Below are 17,786 nucleotides of genomic sequence, written 5' to 3' on the forward strand. Positions count from 1 at the left end.
GGCAAACTTCTTACGGAGGAAACGAGGGGTTAGGTTATCATAAAACAGCGATTTTCTGCCGCCGCGACAGACCCGATCTTTTTACGGCATATTCCGACTTTTGTCCGCAATTGGGGCTGGCGCTACAACCCGGCAGGATTTAACTTTATAATCCTCGTGTTAGAGCTGGTCCGTCCGCGCCTGGGTAAAACAGGTCGCTAACCGGCTCTTATCAGCAATAATCGTACTGGATCAAGATGAAAACTATTGAAGTCGACGAAGAGCTCTACCGTTATATCGCCAGCCACACTCAGCATATTGGTGAAAGCGCCTCCGACATTTTACGTCGTATGCTGAAATTTTCTGCTGGTCAGGCAGCGCCGAAGGCACCTGCTGTTACGGCTGCGCCCGCGCCTGTCGCCAGCGTACAGGAAACCGTGGTGAAAGAGACGTCTCGCCCGCAGGATCGCGTTCGCGCCGTGCGCGAGCTGCTGCTGTCGGACGAGTATGCGGAGCAGAAAAAAGCGGTAAACCGTTTTATGCTGATCCTGTCGACTTTATACAATCTGGATCCCAAAGCATTTGCCGCGGCGACCGAGTCACTGCATGGTCGTACGCGCGTCTACTTTGCAGGCAATCAGCAAACCCTGGTACAGAACGGCACCCATACCAAGCCGCAGCATATTCCCGGCACGCCGTATTGGGTGATCACCAACACCAACACAGGCCGTAAACGCAGCATGATTGAACATATCATGTCGTCCATGCAGTTCCCGACGGAACTGGCGGACAAGGTTTGCGGCACACTCTAAACACAGCGTCAGGGAGAAGCGCCAATGGCCAGTCACCCCCGTGCCGGGCAGCCAGCACAGCAGAGCGATTTGATTAACGTTGCACAATTGACCTCGCAGTATTACGTCCTGCAGCCGGAAACAGGCAACGCGGAACACGCGGTGAAATTCGGCACGTCCGGCCATCGCGGTAGCGCAGGCCGACAGAGCTTCAACGAGACGCACATTCTGGCTATCGCGCAGGCGATTGCGGAAGAGCGCAAAAAGAACGGCGTTACCGGCCCTTGCTACGTGGGTAAAGATACGCACGCGCTGTCCGAACCGGCGATTATTTCCGTACTGGAAGTGCTGGCGGCGAACGGCGTGGATGTGATTGTACAGCAGGACAACGGCTACACGCCGACGCCTGCCATCTCTAACGCTATCCTTGAGCATAACAAGGCGGGCGGCGCGCAGGCTGACGGCATCGTTATCACGCCTTCGCACAACCCGCCGGAAGATGGCGGCATCAAATACAATCCGCCAAACGGTGGCCCGGCCGATACTAACGTCACTAAAGTGGTGGAAGATCGCGCTAACCAGCTGATTAAAGACGGCCTGAAAGATGTTAAGCGCATGGCGCTGGACGAAGCCTGGGCAAGCGGCCATCTGCAGGAAAAAGATCTGATCCAGCCTTATATCGAAGGTCTGGCGCAGATCATCGATATTCCGGCTATTCAGAAAGCGGGCCTGAAAATCGGCGTCGATCCGCTTGGCGGCTCCGGCATCGCCTACTGGCAGCGTATCGCGGAATATTACAATCTGGATCTGACTATCGTTAACGATTCGGTCGACCAGACGTTCCGCTTTATGCACCTGGATAAAGACGGCGTGATCCGTATGGACTGCTCATCCGAAAGCGCGATGGCGGGCCTGCTGGCGCTGCGTGATAAGTTCGATCTGGCGTTTGCCAACGACCCGGACTATGACCGCCACGGCATCGTTACGCCTGCGGGCCTGATGAACCCTAACCATTACCTGGCCGTTGCTATTAACTATCTGTTCCAGCACCGTCCGCAGTGGGGCAAAGAGGTTGCCGTCGGCAAAACGCTGGTCTCCAGCGCGATGATCGACCGCGTGGTCAACGACATCGGCCGTAAGCTGGTGGAAGTGCCGGTAGGGTTCAAATGGTTCGTTGACGGCCTGTTCGACGGCAGTTTCGGCTTCGGCGGCGAAGAGAGCGCGGGCGCTTCCTTCCTGCGTTTTGACGGTACGCCTTGGTCAACGGACAAAGACGGTATCATCATGTGCCTGCTGGCCGCCGAGATCACCGCTGTGACCGGTAAAAATCCGCAGCAGCACTATAACGAGCTGGCGGAGCGCTTTGGCGCACCAAGCTATAACCGTCTGCAGGCTTCTGCGACCTCCGCGCAAAAAGCGGCGCTGTCGAAGCTGTCGCCGGAAATGGTCAGCGCCGATACGCTGGCGGGCGATCCTATCACCGCTCGCCTGACGGCGGCGCCAGGCAACGGCGCATCAATCGGTGGCCTGAAGGTGATGACCGAGAACGGCTGGTTCGCAGCGCGTCCGTCCGGTACGGAAGACGCCTACAAAATCTATTGCGAAAGCTTCCTGGGTGCCGAGCACCGCGAGAAGATTGAGAAAGAAGCGGTAGAAATTGTTAGCGAAGTACTGAAAAACGCCTGATATCAGGGCTGAAAATAAAAGGCGCTAATTTATTAGCGCCTTTTTTATATTCCAATTTTGCCTGTTTCGGGATGTCCCGAATAATTCAGCCGATTTTAAAGCTGTGAACTTCCCTTATTCGTATACCCAAGCCGTCTGTTCCGGGAGTGGCTGGAACAAACAGGGCGCAGTGATAAAACAGCATCAAGCTTAAACAGTTGAACAATAATGCATTTACCCTGTACAAAACTGCTTAAACCCCTTCAGGCAGTGGCCATGCGGCTACAGGCTTGCTGCAACGGCGCGGGGCGGTGGTTATGGCCATATTTAAACAGATGCAATGTAACGTAGTTGTTATTTATTTAATTTAAATTAACTTTAATTTAACTTATTGCCTTTACTTGGATAATTTTTAATTTAATCTGGTCGGATGAGTGGTAAATATATCGCCAGATCGGTATTATTTTAGCCAGACTTTTACTTTTCCGGAGGGCGTATGAATCTCTATCATCAATACTCGCTGCCTCATCTTCTACTGCGTCGGCTGGCAACGCTTGCGGTCGGTGTTGTCGCGCTGCCTTTTATGCTTTTTTATCGCGACCGCTCGCGCTTTTACAGCTACCTGCATCGCTGCTGGTGCAAAACCAGTACGCAGCCCGTGTGGCTGGCGCAGGCGGAAAGGGCCGCTGCCGATTTTTATTAATCGCGCCCGCATGCTTTAACGCCGCCTTATCCTCATGCTTTAGATTTTTCTTAATGCTCCGGTTTCGGGGCATGCTTCTTATCTTTCCACCGCCTTCAGACCGCTGTTAATGCCCCGTTTTAGGGGCATTTTTCTTTTCTTCCTGCCGCTTTGCCTTGTTCCATAAGGTTTTTCGTGGGCCGGCCTTTTTTCGATAAATCACCGGTAGCAATTCTTTCCATAAAGTTGTACAACTTATTTTGTCTTGTACAGATTTAACCGCTACACTTAATGATGAAAGTAGCGAAGGGGAGAAAGGTATGAGTGAGAAAATTCCGGTAGGCATCAGCGCCTGCCTGCTTGGCGACAGTGTCCGCTTTGATGGCGGCCACAAACGTTGCGCCTTTGCCGCCGAAGATCTGGCGCCTTTTATGCGTTATGAACCGGTTTGCCCGGAAATGGCGATTGGTCTGCCCACGCCGCGTCCGGCCCTGCGCCTGACCGAAACGGCCGAAAATAGCGTTGAGCTTTGCTTCAGCAACGGGAAAGGCGATCCGCTGACCCAGGAAATGCAAAGCTTTTCCGAGAAAAAAATCGCCAGCCTGCATCACCTTTGCGGCTACATCGTCTGCGCCAAATCGCCCAGCTGCGGCATGGAGCGGGTGCGCGTCTACCAGCCAGAAAATAACAACAACCGTAAAGAAGGCGTTGGCATCTTTACGCGTGAACTGATGAAGCAAATGCCGTGGCTGCCGGTCGAAGAAGACGGCAGGCTGCACGATCCCGTGCTGCGCGAGAACTTTGTTGAGCGCATTTACACGCTGCATGAATTTAACCAGCTGTGGCGCAGCGGCCTGACGCGCGGCAAGCTTATTGCCTTTCACAGCCGCTATAAGCTAACGCTGCTGGCGCATTCACAGCCGGAATATCGCGAGATTGGTCGCTTTGTGGCGGCTATTGAGCAGTGGCCTTCACTGGAAGCCTTTGCTTTTGAGTATCGTCAGCGCCTGATGGATCTGCTGAAGCATAAAGCCACGCGCGGCAACCACACTAATGTGATGATGCACGTACAGGGCTATTTCCGACCGCAGCTGAACGCCAAACAGCGCGAGGAGCTGACCTCGCTGATCGATCATTATCGTCAGGGCTTACAACCGCTGCTGGCGCCGATGACGCTGCTCAAACACTATATGTCGGAATATCCCGATCCTTACCTTACCCAGCAACGCTATTTTGAGCCTTATCCGGAAGCGCTTCGCCTGCGTTACGGCCATTAATTACAGGGAAAGCTATGGCCACCCATCTGGTCTGGATGCGCAACGATCTGCGCATCCACGATAACTACGCGCTTTATGCAGCCTGCAGCGATGTCAATGCGGAAGTGCTCGTTCTCTATATCGCCACGCCAAAACAGTGGCAATCGCATGATATGTCACCGAAGCAGGCCGCTTTTATTTATCAAAGCCTGCACGATGTCCAGGGTGCTTTGGCAGAAAAAGGCATCCCGCTGCACTATTTACAGCGCGATGATTTTTCCGCCTCCGTTGAAGCGCTGAAAGATTTCTGCCGTGAGCATCATGTCGACAGCCTGTTTTATAACTATCAGCACGAAGTCAATGAGCGCCAGCGCGATGCGCAAGCGGAACGCGAACTGAGCGAGCTGGATATAGTTGTGCAGGGCTTCGATGACGGTCTGCTGCCGCCCGGCAGCGTGCTGACAGGCAATCGGGAAATGTTTAAAGTCTTTACGCCATTCAGCAAAGCTTTTGTTCGCCGACTGCATGAAGGGATGCCGGAATGCGCGCCCGCGCCCAAACCGCGCGCTCAGGCGCCGCTGGAAAAACTACCCGCTCTGGAACCATTTGATTATCCGCAGGAAGATTTTAATACCGACCTTTTTCCCGTAGGGGAGAAAACGGCTATCCAACGTCTGCGCGAGTTCTGTCAGCAGCCGGTCGCGGAGTATGCGGCCAGGCGAGACACGCCGGCCATTGACGGCACAAGCCGCCTGTCCGTTTATCTGGTTACCGGGGTGCTGTCGCCGCGCCAGTGCCTGCATCGCCTGCTGCGCGAGCATCCCGACGCGTTAGAAAACGACAAAATATTCAGCTGGTTTAACGAGCTTATCTGGCGCGAGTTCTACCGGCACCTGATTGTCGCCTGGCCCGCGCTCTGCAAACATCAGCCCTTTATCAGCTGGACAAAAAAGGTGCAATGGCAGCGCAATGATGACCAGCTGGCCGCCTGGCAGCAGGGCAAAACCGGTTATCCGATAGTGGATGCCGCTATGCGGCAGCTGAACAGTCTTGGCTGGATGCATAATCGCCTGCGGATGATTACCGCCAGCTTCCTGATTAAAGATCTGCTGATCGACTGGCGGATCGGCGAACGCTATTTTATGTCACAGCTGATCGACGGCGATCTGGCGGCGAACAATGGCGGCTGGCAGTGGGCCGCTTCCAGCGGCAACGACGCGGCGCCTTACTTTCGCATCTTCAATCCTACTACGCAGGGCGAACGTTTTGATAAAAAAGGCGAATTCATTCGGCAATGGCTACCGGAACTGAAGGCGGTGCCCGTTCAGCATATTCACCAGCCGCATGAATGGGCGCGGAAAAACGGCGTTCAGCTCGATTATCCTCACCCGATCGTTGACCACAAAGAGGCCCGCAAACGTGCGCTGGCGGCCTACGAGGCGGCAAGGAAATAGCCGCGCGTTTTGCCGCCCTCTGCTAAAGTAGCCGCATTGAGAACGGCAAAAGAGTGTACGCCCTATGCAAAACAGTGAATTAGAAAACATCGTTAACCAGCAGCTGAATACCGCGAGCTTCAGCGACTATGCGCCGAACGGTCTTCAGGTAGAAGGGCGCGAGCAGGTACAGAAAATCGTTACCGGCGTGACCGCCTGTCAGGCGCTACTGGATGAGGCCGTACGTTTACAGGCGGACGCGGTGCTGGTGCATCACGGCTATTTCTGGAAAAGCGAAGCGCCGGTGATTAAGGGCATGAAGCGCAACCGGCTGAAAACGCTGCTGGCGAACGATATCAACCTTTACGGCTGGCATCTGCCGCTGGACGCGCATCCCGAGCTGGGCAATAACGCGCAGCTGGCGAAACTGTTTGGGATTGAGGTCAAAGGCGAAGTGATGCCGCTGGTGTTCTGGGGCGAGCTGCAGGAGCCGCTGACGGGCGAGCAGCTTGCCGCACGCATTGGTCAGACCCTGCATCGCGACCCGCTGCACTGCGGCGATAACGCGCCAGTGCTGATCCGCAAAGTGGCGTGGTGCTCCGGCGGCGGCCAGGGTTTTATCGACGCGGCGGCGGCATTCGGCGTGGACGCGTTTATCTCCGGCGAGGTTTCCGAGCAAACCATTCACAGCGCGCGCGAGCAGGGCCTGCACTTTTTTGCGGCCGGACATCATGCTACCGAGCGCGGCGGTATCAAGGCGCTGGGTGAATGGCTGGCGGCACAGCATGGCCTGGACGTCACCTTTATCGATATCGACAACCCCGCCTGACAGCAGACAGGCGGCCCCGGTGGCCGCCTGTTAACCTCAACGCCCGCTTAAGGGTAGGGCGCGACTGAGATCACCGTAAACTCTGCCGCGCCGTGATGCTTCGCAATATCCTGGCGCACCGCGTCCTGTACGGCTTCCTCTGTCGGTTCGCCCTCGCTTTCCAACAGCACTTCTTCGGAATGCAGATGGCCTTCGGCCTGATGTTCGTAATGAATTTTGAATGTCGTGCTCATCGCTACCTCCTTTATGCAGAAACCGTAATAGTAGCCACTGTGTCGCGCCTGGCTAATCGATTATTGACACTTCTCTGACATTTCCGCATAACTATTTCTTCTTTCTGGAAAACGGTGGCCTTATCAACGGGCCGGGAGAGTGTTTTGCAACGAGCACGTTGTTACCTTTCAGGTGAGCGCGCGGTAGTGCTTGAGCTGGAACCCCCTGTCTCTCTCAGCAGCCAGCAGCGTATCTGGGGCCTGTCAGCGCGCCTGACCGGCCGGCCGGAAGTCACGGAAGTCATTCCCGGCATGAACAATATCACGGTGATTTTAAGCAACCCGCAACAGCACGCGCTGGACGCCATCGAGTGGCTCCAGGGCTGGTGGGAAACAAGCGAAGCGCTGGTGCTGGAAACGCGGGATATCGCCATTCCCGTTATCTACGGCGGCGCAGCAGGGCCGGATCTGGACGAGGTGGCACGTCAAAGCGGACTGACGCCGCAGCAGGTGGTGGAAGCCCATGCGGCGGGGCGCTATACCGTTTATTTTATCGGCTTCCAGCCCGGTTTCCCTTACCTGGCGGGCCTGGACGAGCGGCTGCATACGCCCCGGCGGGCGGAGCCGCGCCTGAAGGTGCCGGCCGGATCCGTGGGCATCGGCGGTAGCCAGACGGGCGTTTATCCGCTTGCCGCGCCGGGCGGCTGGCAGCTAATTGGCCAGACGAGTATCGCTCTGTTTACGCCTGAACAGCAGCCGCCGACGCTTTTACGTCCCGGCGACCAGGTACGCTTTATTCCGCAAAAGGAGGGCCTGTGCTGAATATTATTCGGGCTGGCATGAGTACCACCTTACAGGACGCAGGCCGTATCGGCTGGCGTCAGTTCGGCGTCAGCAGCGGCGGCGCGCTGGACTATCCGGCAATGGCGACGGCCAATCTGCTGGTCGGCAATGAGCAAAACAGCCCGGTGCTGGAAATTACGCTCGGCCAGTTCTGCGCGGAGTTTACCCGGGACGGCTGGATGGCGCTGACGGGCGCGGGCTGTAGCGCCGAGCTGGACGGCAAACCGGTGTGGACGGGCTGGCGCCTCGCCGTACGCAAAGGATCGCGCCTGACGTTGAAAATGCCGCAGCGCGGGATGCGCAGCTACCTGGCGCTGGCTGGCGGTTTTGCCGCCGTGCCCGTGCTCGGCTCGTGCAGCACCGATTTGAAAACGGGCCTGGGCGGCTTTGCGGGACGGCAGATTGAAGACGGCGACAGGCTGCCGCTGGGCGAGCCCGCGCGCACATTCAGCAAACCGGCGGGCGTGCGTCAGCTGCTGTTTGGTAACCGCGTTCGCGCGATGGCCGGCCCGGAATACCACGAATTCAGCCGCGAAAGCCGGGAGCTGTTCTGGCGGACGGGATGGCAGCTCAGCCCGCAGAGCAACCGTATGGGCTATCGCTTACAGGGCCGCGCGCTGGTGCGCGAAGCCGGGCGCGATATGCTGTCGCACGGGCTGATCCCCGGCGTGGTGCAGGTGCCGCCTAACGGCCAGCCGATTGTGCTGATGGCGGATGCGCAAACCACCGGCGGCTACCCGCGTATCGCCTGCGTGATTGAAGCCGACCTCTATCATCTGGCGCAGATCCGTCTGGGCGAGCCGATCCATTTTGTGCACTGCACACTGGAAGAAGCGCTGCAGGCGAAGCGCGAGCGCGATCGGGTACTGGAACAAATGGCATGGGGATTAGCGCATGAAAATTGATTTAAACGCCGATTTGGGTGAGGGCTGCGGCAACGATCGCGCCTTATTACAGCTGGTTTCCTCGGCCAATATCGCCTGTGGTTTTCACGCGGGCGACGCGGAAACCATGCGGCAGTGCGTGCGCTGGGCGCTGGAGTATGGCGTGGCGATTGGGGCGCATCCCGGCTTTCCCGATCGCGAAAACTTTGGCCGCACGCGTATGGCACTGCCTGCTGAAACGATTTATGCGCAGACGCTTTATCAGATTGGCGCGCTCCAGGCTATTGCCCGCAGCGAAGGCGGCAAGGTGACGCATGTGAAGCCGCACGGGATGCTTTACAACCAGGCCGCTGAGGACGCCTCGCTGGCGGAAGCTATCGCGCAGGCGGTCAGGGCTGCCGATCCGCACCTGATCCTGGTGGGGTTGGCGGGCAGCGAATCTGTTCGCGCCGCTAAATCAGCGGGCCTGACCACCAGAGAGGAGGTTTTTGCCGATCGCGGCTACCAGGCGGACGGTTCGCTGGTGCCTCGCTCGCAGCCCGGCGCGCTGATAGAGAGCGACGAGCAGGCTATTGCACAAACGCTCGCGATGGTGCAGCGGGGGAAAGTGCGGGCCGTCAGCGGCGAATGGGTCAGCGTCAATGCGGAAACCGTATGCCTGCACGGCGACGGTGCCCATGCGCTGGCCTTTGCCCGCCAGCTCCGTGAGGCGTTCGCCGCACGAGATATTGCAGTCAGCTACGGCTGACGTATCGCTACGGACGGCCCACTTGCCTGGCCGTCTCCCTTATTGCTCCTGCACGCAGCGGGAAGCTTCAGCCTTTATCAGGAGGATAAATGGATCCTGTCGTTAATCTCTGGCCGCTGGCCGGCATCGCTGCCATCGTGGTTGGTTTTCTACTGCGCTTTAACCCGGTGCTGGTGGTGCTGGTCGCCGGTTTAATCACCGGGCTGGCGGCAAAAATGCCGATCGGCGATATTCTGGAAAAACTGGGCTCTGGCTTTCTCAATACCCGCAACCTGCCGCTGATCCTGCTGTTGCCTTTAGTGGTGATAGGCCTGCTGGAGCGCCACGGGCTGAAAGAGCGCGCCCAGGCCTGGATTGCGCAGATCAAAAGCGCTACGGCGGGAAGATTGCTTATTGTCTACCTGCTGGTGCGTGAGCTGACGGCGGCGATGGGGCTGACCAGCCTGGGCGGCCATCCGCAAATGGTGCGTCCTCTGCTGGCGCCGATGGCGGAAGGCGCTACCGAAAATCGTTACGGCGAGCTGCCGCCGGAAGTGCGTCATCGCCTGCGCGCTATGGCGGCGGCGACCGATAACGTCGGGCTGTTTTTCGGCGAGGATATCTTTGTCGCTTTTGGCGCCATCATCTTTATGCATAATTTTATGCAGCAGTCGGCGGGCATCCAGACCGATCCGCTACAGATAGCGCTCTGGGGCATCCCGACCGCCGTTTGCGCTTTTCTGATCCACGCCTTTCGCCTGCGTCGCCTGGATAAAACCCTGGCGGCAGAGCTTGCCGCGCTGAATGCGCAGGCGCAGAAAGCCAAAGGAGGGCGCTGATGTTTCAGCAACAGTATCTTTACTGGCTGGCGGGTTTGATCCTGCTGGTGGTCGCCGTGATGTCCTGGCGAGACAAAGCTAATCCGCGTCGTCTGACTACCGGCCTGTTCTGGGCGCTCTACGGCCTGGTTTTTCTGGTCAGCGACGGGGCATCGGCATGGTTCGGCGCGCGTTCGCTCCATATTGCTATCGGCGTGGTGGTGGTGATTATGGCGCTGATTGCCGGTCTGGGCGGCGTAAAGCTGGGCTCCTACCATCAGCGCAGCCATCAGGAGCGCGAGGCGAGCGCCAAACGCCTGCGCAACCGGCTGTTTATGCCTGCGCTGGCCATCCCGGTGGTTACGGTTGTCGGCGTGCTGCTGTTTAATAATTTGCCGGGCGCACGGGTGGCGCTGTTTGGGGAAGGCAATCAGGCCACGCTGGTCACGCTTTTCTCTATGATGGTTGGCTGCGTGGTGGGCTGGCTGATCGCGCTGAAAATGACGCATGAAGCGCCCGCGCAGTCCGTACAGGAAGCGCGCCGCCTGCTTGATGCTATCGGCTGGGCCTTTATTCTGCCGCAGATCCTCGCCACGCTGGGCCTGCTGTTTACTACCGCCGGGGTGGGCACGGCGATTGCGCATCTGACGGAAACTTACCTTGCCGTGGACAACCGTTTTATCGCCGTAGCGGCCTACGCTACAGGCATGGCGCTGCTGACCATGATTATGGGCAACGCCTTTGCGGCTTTCCCTATCGTCACCGCCGGTATCGGCATCCCGATCCTGGTCTTGCAGCACCACGGCAACCCGGCCGTGATGGCGGCGATCGGCATGTTCTCCGGCTATTGCGGCTCGCTGATGACGCCAATGGCCGCCAACTTCAATATCGTACCCGCCCGGCTGCTGGAGCTGCCCGATCGTAATGCGGTGATCAAGGCTCAGATACCGACCGGCGTGCTATTGTTAATAACCAATATTTTTCTTCTCTGGTTTCTGATGTTTCGGTGAGGCGGCAATGAAAACAGTATTAATGGCGGCGTTTGAGCCATTCGAGGGCGAGCTGGTCAACGCCTCCTGGGAAGCGGTCAGCCAGCTGCATGAAAGAATGATCTGCGGCGCGCACGTGGTGGCGAAACAGCTGCCTTGCGTATTTGGTGAATCGCTTCAGGTATTAAACGACGCGATGGATGAGCTGGAGCCGGAGCTGGTGATCGTGGTCGGCCAGGCGAACGGCCGGCCCAATATCACGGTCGAGCGCGTGGCAATTAATATTGACGACGCGCGTATTCCCGATAATGCGGGCAGACAGCCGATTGATGAACGCATCGTTGCGGACGGCCCGGCCGCTTATTTCGCCACGCTGCCGATTAAGGCGATCGTCGAAGGTATCCGCGAGGCGGATATCCCCGCGGCGGTATCCCAAACGGCCGGGACTTTCGTTTGCAATCATGTGCTTTACGGTTTGCTGCATCGCCAGGCGCAGCAGGGCGGTCGCGGTGGGTTTATCCACGTGCCGTATTTGCCGCAGCAGGCGGTGAGGCATCCGGGCGCGGCCAGTATGCCGCTCCAGACGGTAGTGCTGGCGCTGGAGATGGCGCTGAGCATCGCGCTGACCGTGGAAGAGGACAAAAAGCTGGAAGGCGGCGCCACACAATAACAAGGAGACACCATGCCGGAAGGGCCTGAGATCCGCCGCGCGGCGGACAAGCTGGAAAAAGCTATTAAGGGCAAGACGCTCACCGACGTCTGGTTTGCTTTTCCCCAACTGAAAACCTACGAATCCTCGCTGATTGGCGAAAGAGTAGAGGCGATCGAAACGCGCGGCAAAGCGATACTGACGCATTTCTCCAACGGATTGATCCTCTACAGCCATAACCAGCTTTACGGCGTCTGGCGCGTGATTAAAAGCGGCACCGAGCCGCAGAGCAATCGGATACTGCGCGTGAGGCTGGCGGCAGAAGATAAAACGCTGCTGCTGTATAGCGCCTCTGATATTGAACTGCTGACGCAGGACACGCTGGCGGCTCATCCTTTTTTGCTACGCGTCGGCCCGGACGTGTTGGATATGACGCTGACGGTGGAAGAGGTCAAGGCGCGCCTGCTGTCACCGCGCTTCCGGCGGCGCCAGTTCAGCGGCCTGCTGCTGGATCAGGCTTTCCTGGCGGGTTTAGGCAACTATCTGCGGGTAGAGATCCTCTGGCACGCCGGTCTGGCGCCGCAGCATAAGGCACAGGATTTAGACGAGGCGCAGCTGGACAAGCTGGCGGAAGCGCTGCTGGCCATCCCGCGGCTTTCTTACCAGACGCGTGGCGTGGCAAAAGAAAACAAGCATCATGGCGCGCTGTTCAGCTTTAAAGTTTTTCATCGGGCGGGCAAACCGTGCGAGCGCTGCGGTGGCATCATTGAGAAAACCTCGCTCTCTTCACGGCCTTTTTACTGGTGTCCGGGCTGTCAGACATAAAAAAAGCGCCGCATTGCGGCGCTTCTCATAGCAACGTTAGCCTTATTTGGTCAACGAGTTAAAATCGCGCTGATCGTAGCCGGTGTAAAGCTGACGCGGACGGGCAATTTTAATGCCGTCGTCGTGCATCTCTTTCCAGTGGGCGATCCAGCCGACCGTACGCGCCATGGCGAAGATAACGGTAAACATAGAGGATGGGATACCCATCGCTTTCAGGATCAGGCCTGAATAGAAATCGACGTTCGGATAGAGTTTGCGCTCGATAAAGTACGGGTCGTTCAGCGCAATATGCTCCAGCTCCATGGCCACTTCCAGCAGGTCGTCCTTCATGCCCAGCTCTTTCAGCACTTCGTGACAGGTTTCACGCATCACCGTGGCGCGCGGATCGTAGTTCTTATACACGCGATGGCCGAAGCCCATCAGGCGGAAAGAGTCGTTCTTGTCTTTCGCACGACGCAGGAATTCCGGGATATGCTCAACCGTTTTGATCTCTTCCAGCATACGCAGGCAGGCTTCGTTGGCGCCGCCGTGCGCCGGTCCCCACAGGGAAGCGATGCCCGCAGCGATACAGGCGAACGGGTTAGCGCCGGAAGAACCAGCTGTACGCACGGTAGAAGTGGAGGCGTTCTGCTCATGATCCGCGTGCAGGATCAGAATACGATCCATGGCGCGTTCCAGCACCGGGTTGACCACGTACTCTTCGCAAGGCGTAGAGAACATCATGTTCAGGAAGTTACCGGCATAGGAAAGGTCGTTGCGCGGATAGACGAACGGCTGGCCGATGGAATACTTGTAGCACATGGCGGCCACAGTCGGCATTTTCGACAGCAGACGGAAAGCGGCGATTTCGCGGTGACGCTCGATATTCACGTCCATTGCATCGTGATAGAAAGCCGCCAGCGCGCCGGTTACGCCGCACATGACCGCCATCGGATGGGAATCACGACGGAAGCCACGGAACAGATGGTGGATCTGCTCGTGGATCATGGTGTGGCGGGTAACGATAGTGCTGAACTCTTCAAACTGCTCTTTGGTTGGCGCTTCGCCATTCAGCAGGATATAGCACACTTCCAGGTAGTTAGAGTGCAGCGCCAGCTGGTCGATAGGGTATCCACGGTGCAGCAGAACGCCTTCGTCACCGTCGATATAGGTAATTTTGGATTCGCAAGAGGCGGTGGAGGTAAAGCCCGGGTCAAAAGTGAAATAACCTTTAGAACCGAGGCTACGGACATCGATCTCTTCCTGGCCTAGCGTGCCGCTCAGTACGTCGAGTTCGATAGCGTCTTCGCCGGGCAGGTTAAGCGTTGCTTTTTTATCAGCCATTTAAGTCTCCTTAGCGCCTTGTCGATGAATCTATGACATCTGAAACGCCGTTATGTCCACCGCTGCGGGTAAGCAGTATCAACTCTGTGGCATCTTATTACGTGCAGGGTACAGAGTGACGGCGCCTATGGGCCGGAAGGGCACAATCAGGCTTTGTTTAGCAGTTGTTAAAGATTCGGTATGGTCGTAACTTGTTAACCTGATGCTTAATAAGTTTAGCTCACCAATGTTACATAACTTGTGCTTAGGGGAAAGTGTATCCCCATAACTTTTGTGCATCATAGAACTTTCCGCGCTCAGTTTGTAACAAAAATGTTGAAGTTTTGTCAAATCAGATAATTAAATTTGTACAATTTGTGAAAAACGTGAGTGAGATCACTGTTCCATCTATTTTTCACCAAGATGTTTGTAGGGGAATTGTAATGAGATTGTGATCGACCTATACTTCCGCCAGGTCTCCGGAATACCCTGACACCAGGAGCCACCCAGCGTTTTAGCGCCACAATTAACACTGGATGTTGCTGTTTTGGTGCCGGTTCACAGTCCGAATGCTTATGTATTTGGCTGTCACCTTCAGGACCGGAGGAAGCAAAATAAGAAAGGCTCTGTGGGCAAAACCGTGAAAAAACAAAGACCTGTCAACCTGGATCTCTCAACGATCCGGTTTCCCGTTACCGCAATCGCGTCCATTCTCCACCGCGTGTCCGGCGTCATTACGTTTGTTGCCTTGGGCATACTGCTTTGGTTATTGGGCCTGTCGCTGTCGTCGCCCGAAGGCTTTTTGCAGGCGTCTGCCGTTATGCAAAGCTTCTTCGTTAAATTCATCATGTGGGGCATTCTCACCGCGCTGGCGTACCATACCGTCGGCGGGATACGTCATATGTTAATGGATTTTGGCTACCTGGCAGAGACGCAGGTGGTGGGAACGCGTTCGGCGCAAATCTGCTTTGGTATCACCGTCGTGCTTTCAATTCTGGCTGGAGTCCTCGTATGTTAAGCAACGCTTCCGCATTAGGACGCAACGGCGTTCACGACTGGCTGCTGGTGCGCGCCACATCTATTGTGATGACGCTCTACATCCTTTACATCCTCGGCTTTATCGTAATGACGGACACGCTGACTTACGACATCTGGCGCGGTTTTTTTGCCTCCTCCGTAACGAAAGTGTTCACGCTGCTGACGCTGTTCTCCATTCTGATGCATGGCTGGATAGGGATGTGGCAGGTGCTGACAGACTACATTAAACATCTGGCGACGCGTCTGCTGTTGCAGATGGCGATTGTGGTAGTGCTGTTTGTCTATGCGATTTATGGAACCGTCGTTGTGTGGGGTGTGTAAAAAATGAAGTTGCCAGTCAGAGAATTTGATGCCGTCGTAGTCGGCGCAGGTGGTGCAGGTATGCGTGCCGCACTGCAAATTTCCCAATCGGGCCAGACCTGTGCCCTGTTATCTAAAGTATTCCCGACCCGTTCCCACACCGTGTCCGCGCAGGGCGGTATTACCGTCGCGCTGGGCAACAGTCATGAAGACAACTGGGAATGGCATATGTACGACACGGTGAAAGGTTCCGACTATATCGGTGACCAGGACGCCATTGAATATATGTGCAAAACCGGCCCGGAAGCGATTCTGGAGCTGGAGCATATGGGCCTGCCGTTCTCCCGTCTGGACGATGGCCGTATCTATCAGCGTCCGTTCGGCGGCCAGTCGAAAAATTTCGGCGGCGAGCAGGCGGCACGTACCGCGGCAGCGGCTGACCGTACCGGCCACGCGCTGCTGCATACGCTCTATCAGCAGAACCTGAAAAACAAGACCACCATCTTCTCCGAGTGGTATGCGCTGGATCTGGTGAAAAACGCCGACGGCGCGGTGGTCGGCTGTACCGCACTGAATATCGAAGATGGCGAAGTCGTCTACTTTAAAGCAAAAGCCACCGTGCTGGCGACCGGCGGCGCAGGCCGTATCTATCAGTCCACCACCAACGCACACATCAATACCGGTGACGGCGTGGGCATGGCGCTGCGCGCCGGCGTGCCGGTGCAGGATATGGAAATGTGGCAGTTCCACCCGACCGGCATTGCTGGCGCGGGCGTGCTGGTGACGGAAGGCTGTCGCGGCGAAGGCGGCTACCTGCTGAACAAGCACGGCGAGCGCTTTATGGAACGCTACGCGCCTAACGCCAAAGATCTGGCCGGACGCGACGTGGTTGCCCGCTCGATGATGATCGAAATCCGCGAAGGCCGCGGCTGCGAAGGCCCGTGGGGCCCGCATATCAAGCTGAAGCTCGACCATCTGGGTAAAGATGTGCTGGAAGCGCGTCTGCCGGGTATCCTGGAGCTTTCCCGCACCTTTGCCCACGTCGATCCGGTCAAAGAGCCTATCCCGGTTATCCCGACCTGCCACTATATGATGGGCGGCATTCCGACCAAAGTGACCGGCCAGGCGATAACGCTGAACGAGCAGGGCGAAGACGTCGTGGTGCCGGGTCTGTTTGCCGTAGGCGAAATCGCCTGCGTATCCGTACACGGCTCTAACCGTCTCGGCGGCAACTCGCTGCTGGATCTGGTGGTATTTGGCCGCGCGGCTGGCCTGCATTTACAGCAGTCGATGCTGGAGCAGGGCGAGCTGCTGGACGCTACCGATGAAGAGATCGACGCCTCGCTGGCGCGCCTGAACCGCTGGAACAATAACGAAACCGGCGAAGATCCTGCCGAGCTGCGTAAAGCGCTGCAAACCTGCATGCAGAACAACTTCTCGGTATTCCGCGAAGGCGACGCGATGGCAAAAGGTCTGGAAGAGCTGAAAGTCCTGCGCGAGCGGCTGAAAAGCGCCCGTCTGGACGACCGTTCGCCTGACTTCAATACCCAGCGTATTGAGTGTCTGGAGCTGGATAACCTGATGGAAACGGCTTACGCCACCGCGGTTGCCGCCAACTACCGTACGGAAAGCCGTGGCGCGCACAGCCGCTTCGATTACCCGGAACGTGACGACGCAAACTGGCTGTGCCACAGCGTCTATCTGCCGCAGAGCGAAAGCATGACTCGCCGTGAGGTGAACATGGAGCCGAAACTGCGCGCGGCTTTCCCGCCGAAAGCCCGTACCTACTAGTTCGCGGAGCATATGATGAGAATCGAATTTTCAGTTTATCGTTATAACCCGGACGTCGATGACGCGCCGCGGATGCAGGACTATAGCCTGGAGTCGGAAGAAGGGCGCGATATGATGCTGCTGGATGCGCTAATCCGTCTGAAAGAGAAAGATCCGACGCTGGCTTTCCGTCGCTCCTGCCGCGAAGGCGTCTGCGGCTCCGACGGCATCAATATGAACGGTAAGAACGGCCTGGCCTGCATTACGCCGGTTTCCGCGCTCGGCGCGGGAAAACGTAAAATTGTGATCCGTCCCCTGCCTGGATTGCCGGTCATCCGCGATTTGGTAGTAGACATGGGCCAGTTCTACACTCAATATGAGAAAATTAAGCCTTACCTGTTGAATAATGGGCAAAATCCACCGGCTCGCGAGCACCTGCAGCAGCCGGAACAGCGGGAAAAACTGGACGGCCTGTACGAGTGTATTCTTTGTGCGTGCTGTTCCACTTCCTGCCCGTCGTTCTGGTGGAACCCGGACAAGTTTATCGGGCCGGCGGGGCTGCTGGCGGCCTACCGTTTCCTGATCGACAGTCGCGATACGGAAACCGGTGCACGCCTGGACGACCTTAACGATGCGTTCAGCGTATTCCGCTGCCACAGCATTATGAACTGCGTCAGCGTTTGTCCGAAAGGGCTGAACCCGACGCGCGCCATCGGCCATATCAAGTCGATGCTGCTGGCGCGAAGCGCTTAAGCGCAGACCGTCCGGGAGCCTGGCTCCCGGTCGTTTTATCA

19 protein-coding genes are annotated in these 17,786 nt (G+C 57.1%); 17 read left to right on the top strand and 2 right to left on the bottom strand.

Features of this window, described 5'->3' with window-relative positions; all coding sequences use genetic code 11:
• Window positions 1-236: 236 nt before the first annotated feature.
• From seqA to ACVWZ0_RS07170, 6 genes are all read left to right on the top strand, one after another.
• On the top strand, window positions 237-791 hold the full coding sequence (seqA, locus tag ACVWZ0_RS07145) for a replication initiation negative regulator SeqA (protein WP_253454895.1): 555 nt from the start codon (window positions 237-239) through the stop codon (window positions 789-791).
• A gap of 24 nt (window positions 792-815) precedes the next feature.
• Window positions 816-2,456, top strand: coding sequence for a phosphoglucomutase (alpha-D-glucose-1,6-bisphosphate-dependent) (pgm, locus tag ACVWZ0_RS07150; RefSeq protein ID WP_253454894.1), 1,641 nt, complete (start codon window positions 816-818; stop codon window positions 2,454-2,456).
• 475 nt (window positions 2,457-2,931) lie between these two features.
• Window positions 2,932-3,138 (top strand): DUF2517 family protein, encoded by a 207-nt coding sequence (locus tag ACVWZ0_RS07155; RefSeq protein WP_253454893.1) that lies wholly within the window; start codon window positions 2,932-2,934, stop codon window positions 3,136-3,138.
• Window positions 3,139-3,437: 299 nt separating this feature from the next.
• Window positions 3,438-4,394, top strand: a complete 957-nt coding sequence (locus ACVWZ0_RS07160) for a YbgA family protein (protein ID WP_253454892.1) — start codon at window positions 3,438-3,440, stop codon at window positions 4,392-4,394.
• Between the two features lie 14 nt (window positions 4,395-4,408).
• Window positions 4,409-5,827: a deoxyribodipyrimidine photo-lyase gene (gene phrB / locus ACVWZ0_RS07165; protein ID WP_253454891.1), complete on the top strand. Its 1,419-nt coding sequence runs from the start codon at window positions 4,409-4,411 to the stop codon at window positions 5,825-5,827.
• A gap of 64 nt (window positions 5,828-5,891) precedes the next feature.
• Window positions 5,892-6,635 (top strand): type 2 GTP cyclohydrolase I, encoded by a 744-nt coding sequence (locus ACVWZ0_RS07170; protein WP_253454890.1) that lies wholly within the window; start codon window positions 5,892-5,894, stop codon window positions 6,633-6,635.
• 47 nt (window positions 6,636-6,682) lie between these two features.
• On the opposite strand, the gene ACVWZ0_RS07175 is transcribed toward ACVWZ0_RS07170, so the two are convergent.
• Entirely contained in the window at window positions 6,683-6,868 is a 186-nt protein-coding gene (locus tag ACVWZ0_RS07175) for a hypothetical protein (RefSeq protein ID WP_253454889.1), read from the bottom strand.
• A 144-nt stretch (window positions 6,869-7,012) separates the two neighbouring features.
• On the opposite strand from ACVWZ0_RS07175, the gene pxpB reads away from it, so the two are divergent.
• The 7 genes from pxpB (at window position 7,013) to nei (ending at window position 12,582) form a co-directional block, all read left to right on the top strand.
• Window positions 7,013-7,669 (top strand): 5-oxoprolinase subunit PxpB, encoded by a 657-nt coding sequence (pxpB, locus tag ACVWZ0_RS07180; RefSeq protein ID WP_253454888.1) that lies wholly within the window; start codon window positions 7,013-7,015, stop codon window positions 7,667-7,669.
• A complete protein-coding gene (pxpC, locus tag ACVWZ0_RS07185) occupies window positions 7,663-8,595 on the top strand; it encodes a 5-oxoprolinase subunit PxpC (protein WP_253454887.1) in 933 nt (310 codons plus the stop codon). Before pxpB ends, pxpC begins: the two co-directional genes overlap by 7 nt.
• Window positions 8,585-9,322 carry a 5-oxoprolinase subunit PxpA gene (gene pxpA, locus ACVWZ0_RS07190; RefSeq protein ID WP_253454886.1) on the top strand — a complete coding sequence of 246 codons (738 nt, stop codon included), beginning with the start codon at window positions 8,585-8,587 and terminating at the stop codon, window positions 9,320-9,322. The genes pxpC and pxpA overlap by 11 nt, the downstream gene beginning before the upstream one ends.
• An 89-nt stretch (window positions 9,323-9,411) precedes the next feature.
• Entirely contained in the window at window positions 9,412-10,140 is a 729-nt protein-coding gene (locus ACVWZ0_RS07195) for a DUF969 domain-containing protein (RefSeq protein ID WP_253454885.1), read from the top strand.
• Window positions 10,137-11,129: a DUF979 domain-containing protein gene (locus ACVWZ0_RS07200; RefSeq protein WP_253461069.1), complete on the top strand. Its 993-nt coding sequence runs from the start codon at window positions 10,137-10,139 to the stop codon at window positions 11,127-11,129. The genes ACVWZ0_RS07195 and ACVWZ0_RS07200 overlap by 4 nt, the downstream gene beginning before the upstream one ends.
• 7 nt (window positions 11,130-11,136) lie before the next feature.
• Window positions 11,137-11,778, top strand: coding sequence for a pyroglutamyl-peptidase I (gene pcp / locus ACVWZ0_RS07205; protein WP_253454884.1), 642 nt, complete (start codon window positions 11,137-11,139; stop codon window positions 11,776-11,778).
• A gap of 12 nt (window positions 11,779-11,790) precedes the next feature.
• Entirely contained in the window at window positions 11,791-12,582 is a 792-nt protein-coding gene (nei, locus tag ACVWZ0_RS07210) for an endonuclease VIII (protein WP_253454883.1), read from the top strand.
• 42 nt (window positions 12,583-12,624) lie between these two features.
• Here nei and ACVWZ0_RS07215 read toward each other — a convergent pair whose 3' ends face one another.
• The gene (locus ACVWZ0_RS07215) at window positions 12,625-13,905 is read right to left on the bottom strand and encodes a citrate synthase (RefSeq protein ID WP_253454882.1); all 1,281 of its coding nucleotides are present in this window, start codon (window positions 13,903-13,905) and stop codon (window positions 12,625-12,627) included.
• A 607-nt stretch (window positions 13,906-14,512) separates the two neighbouring features.
• On the opposite strand from ACVWZ0_RS07215, the gene sdhC reads away from it, so the two are divergent.
• From sdhC to ACVWZ0_RS07235, 4 genes are read left to right on the top strand one after another with little or no spacing between them, the layout of a single operon-like run.
• Entirely contained in the window at window positions 14,513-14,902 is a 390-nt protein-coding gene (sdhC, locus tag ACVWZ0_RS07220) for a succinate dehydrogenase cytochrome b556 subunit (RefSeq protein WP_253454881.1), read from the top strand.
• Window positions 14,896-15,243, top strand: coding sequence for a succinate dehydrogenase membrane anchor subunit (gene sdhD / locus ACVWZ0_RS07225; protein WP_125288605.1), 348 nt, complete (start codon window positions 14,896-14,898; stop codon window positions 15,241-15,243). Before sdhC ends, sdhD begins: the two co-directional genes overlap by 7 nt.
• 3 nt (window positions 15,244-15,246) lie before the next feature.
• Window positions 15,247-17,013, top strand: coding sequence for a succinate dehydrogenase flavoprotein subunit (gene sdhA, locus ACVWZ0_RS07230; RefSeq protein ID WP_253454880.1), 1,767 nt, complete (start codon window positions 15,247-15,249; stop codon window positions 17,011-17,013).
• A gap of 15 nt (window positions 17,014-17,028) precedes the next feature.
• Window positions 17,029-17,745, top strand: a complete 717-nt coding sequence (locus tag ACVWZ0_RS07235; RefSeq protein ID WP_253454879.1) for a succinate dehydrogenase iron-sulfur subunit — start codon at window positions 17,029-17,031, stop codon at window positions 17,743-17,745.
• The last annotated feature ends 41 nt before the right edge of the window (window positions 17,746-17,786 follow it).

This window comes from Erwinia sp. TECH1, assembly GCF_054057575.1.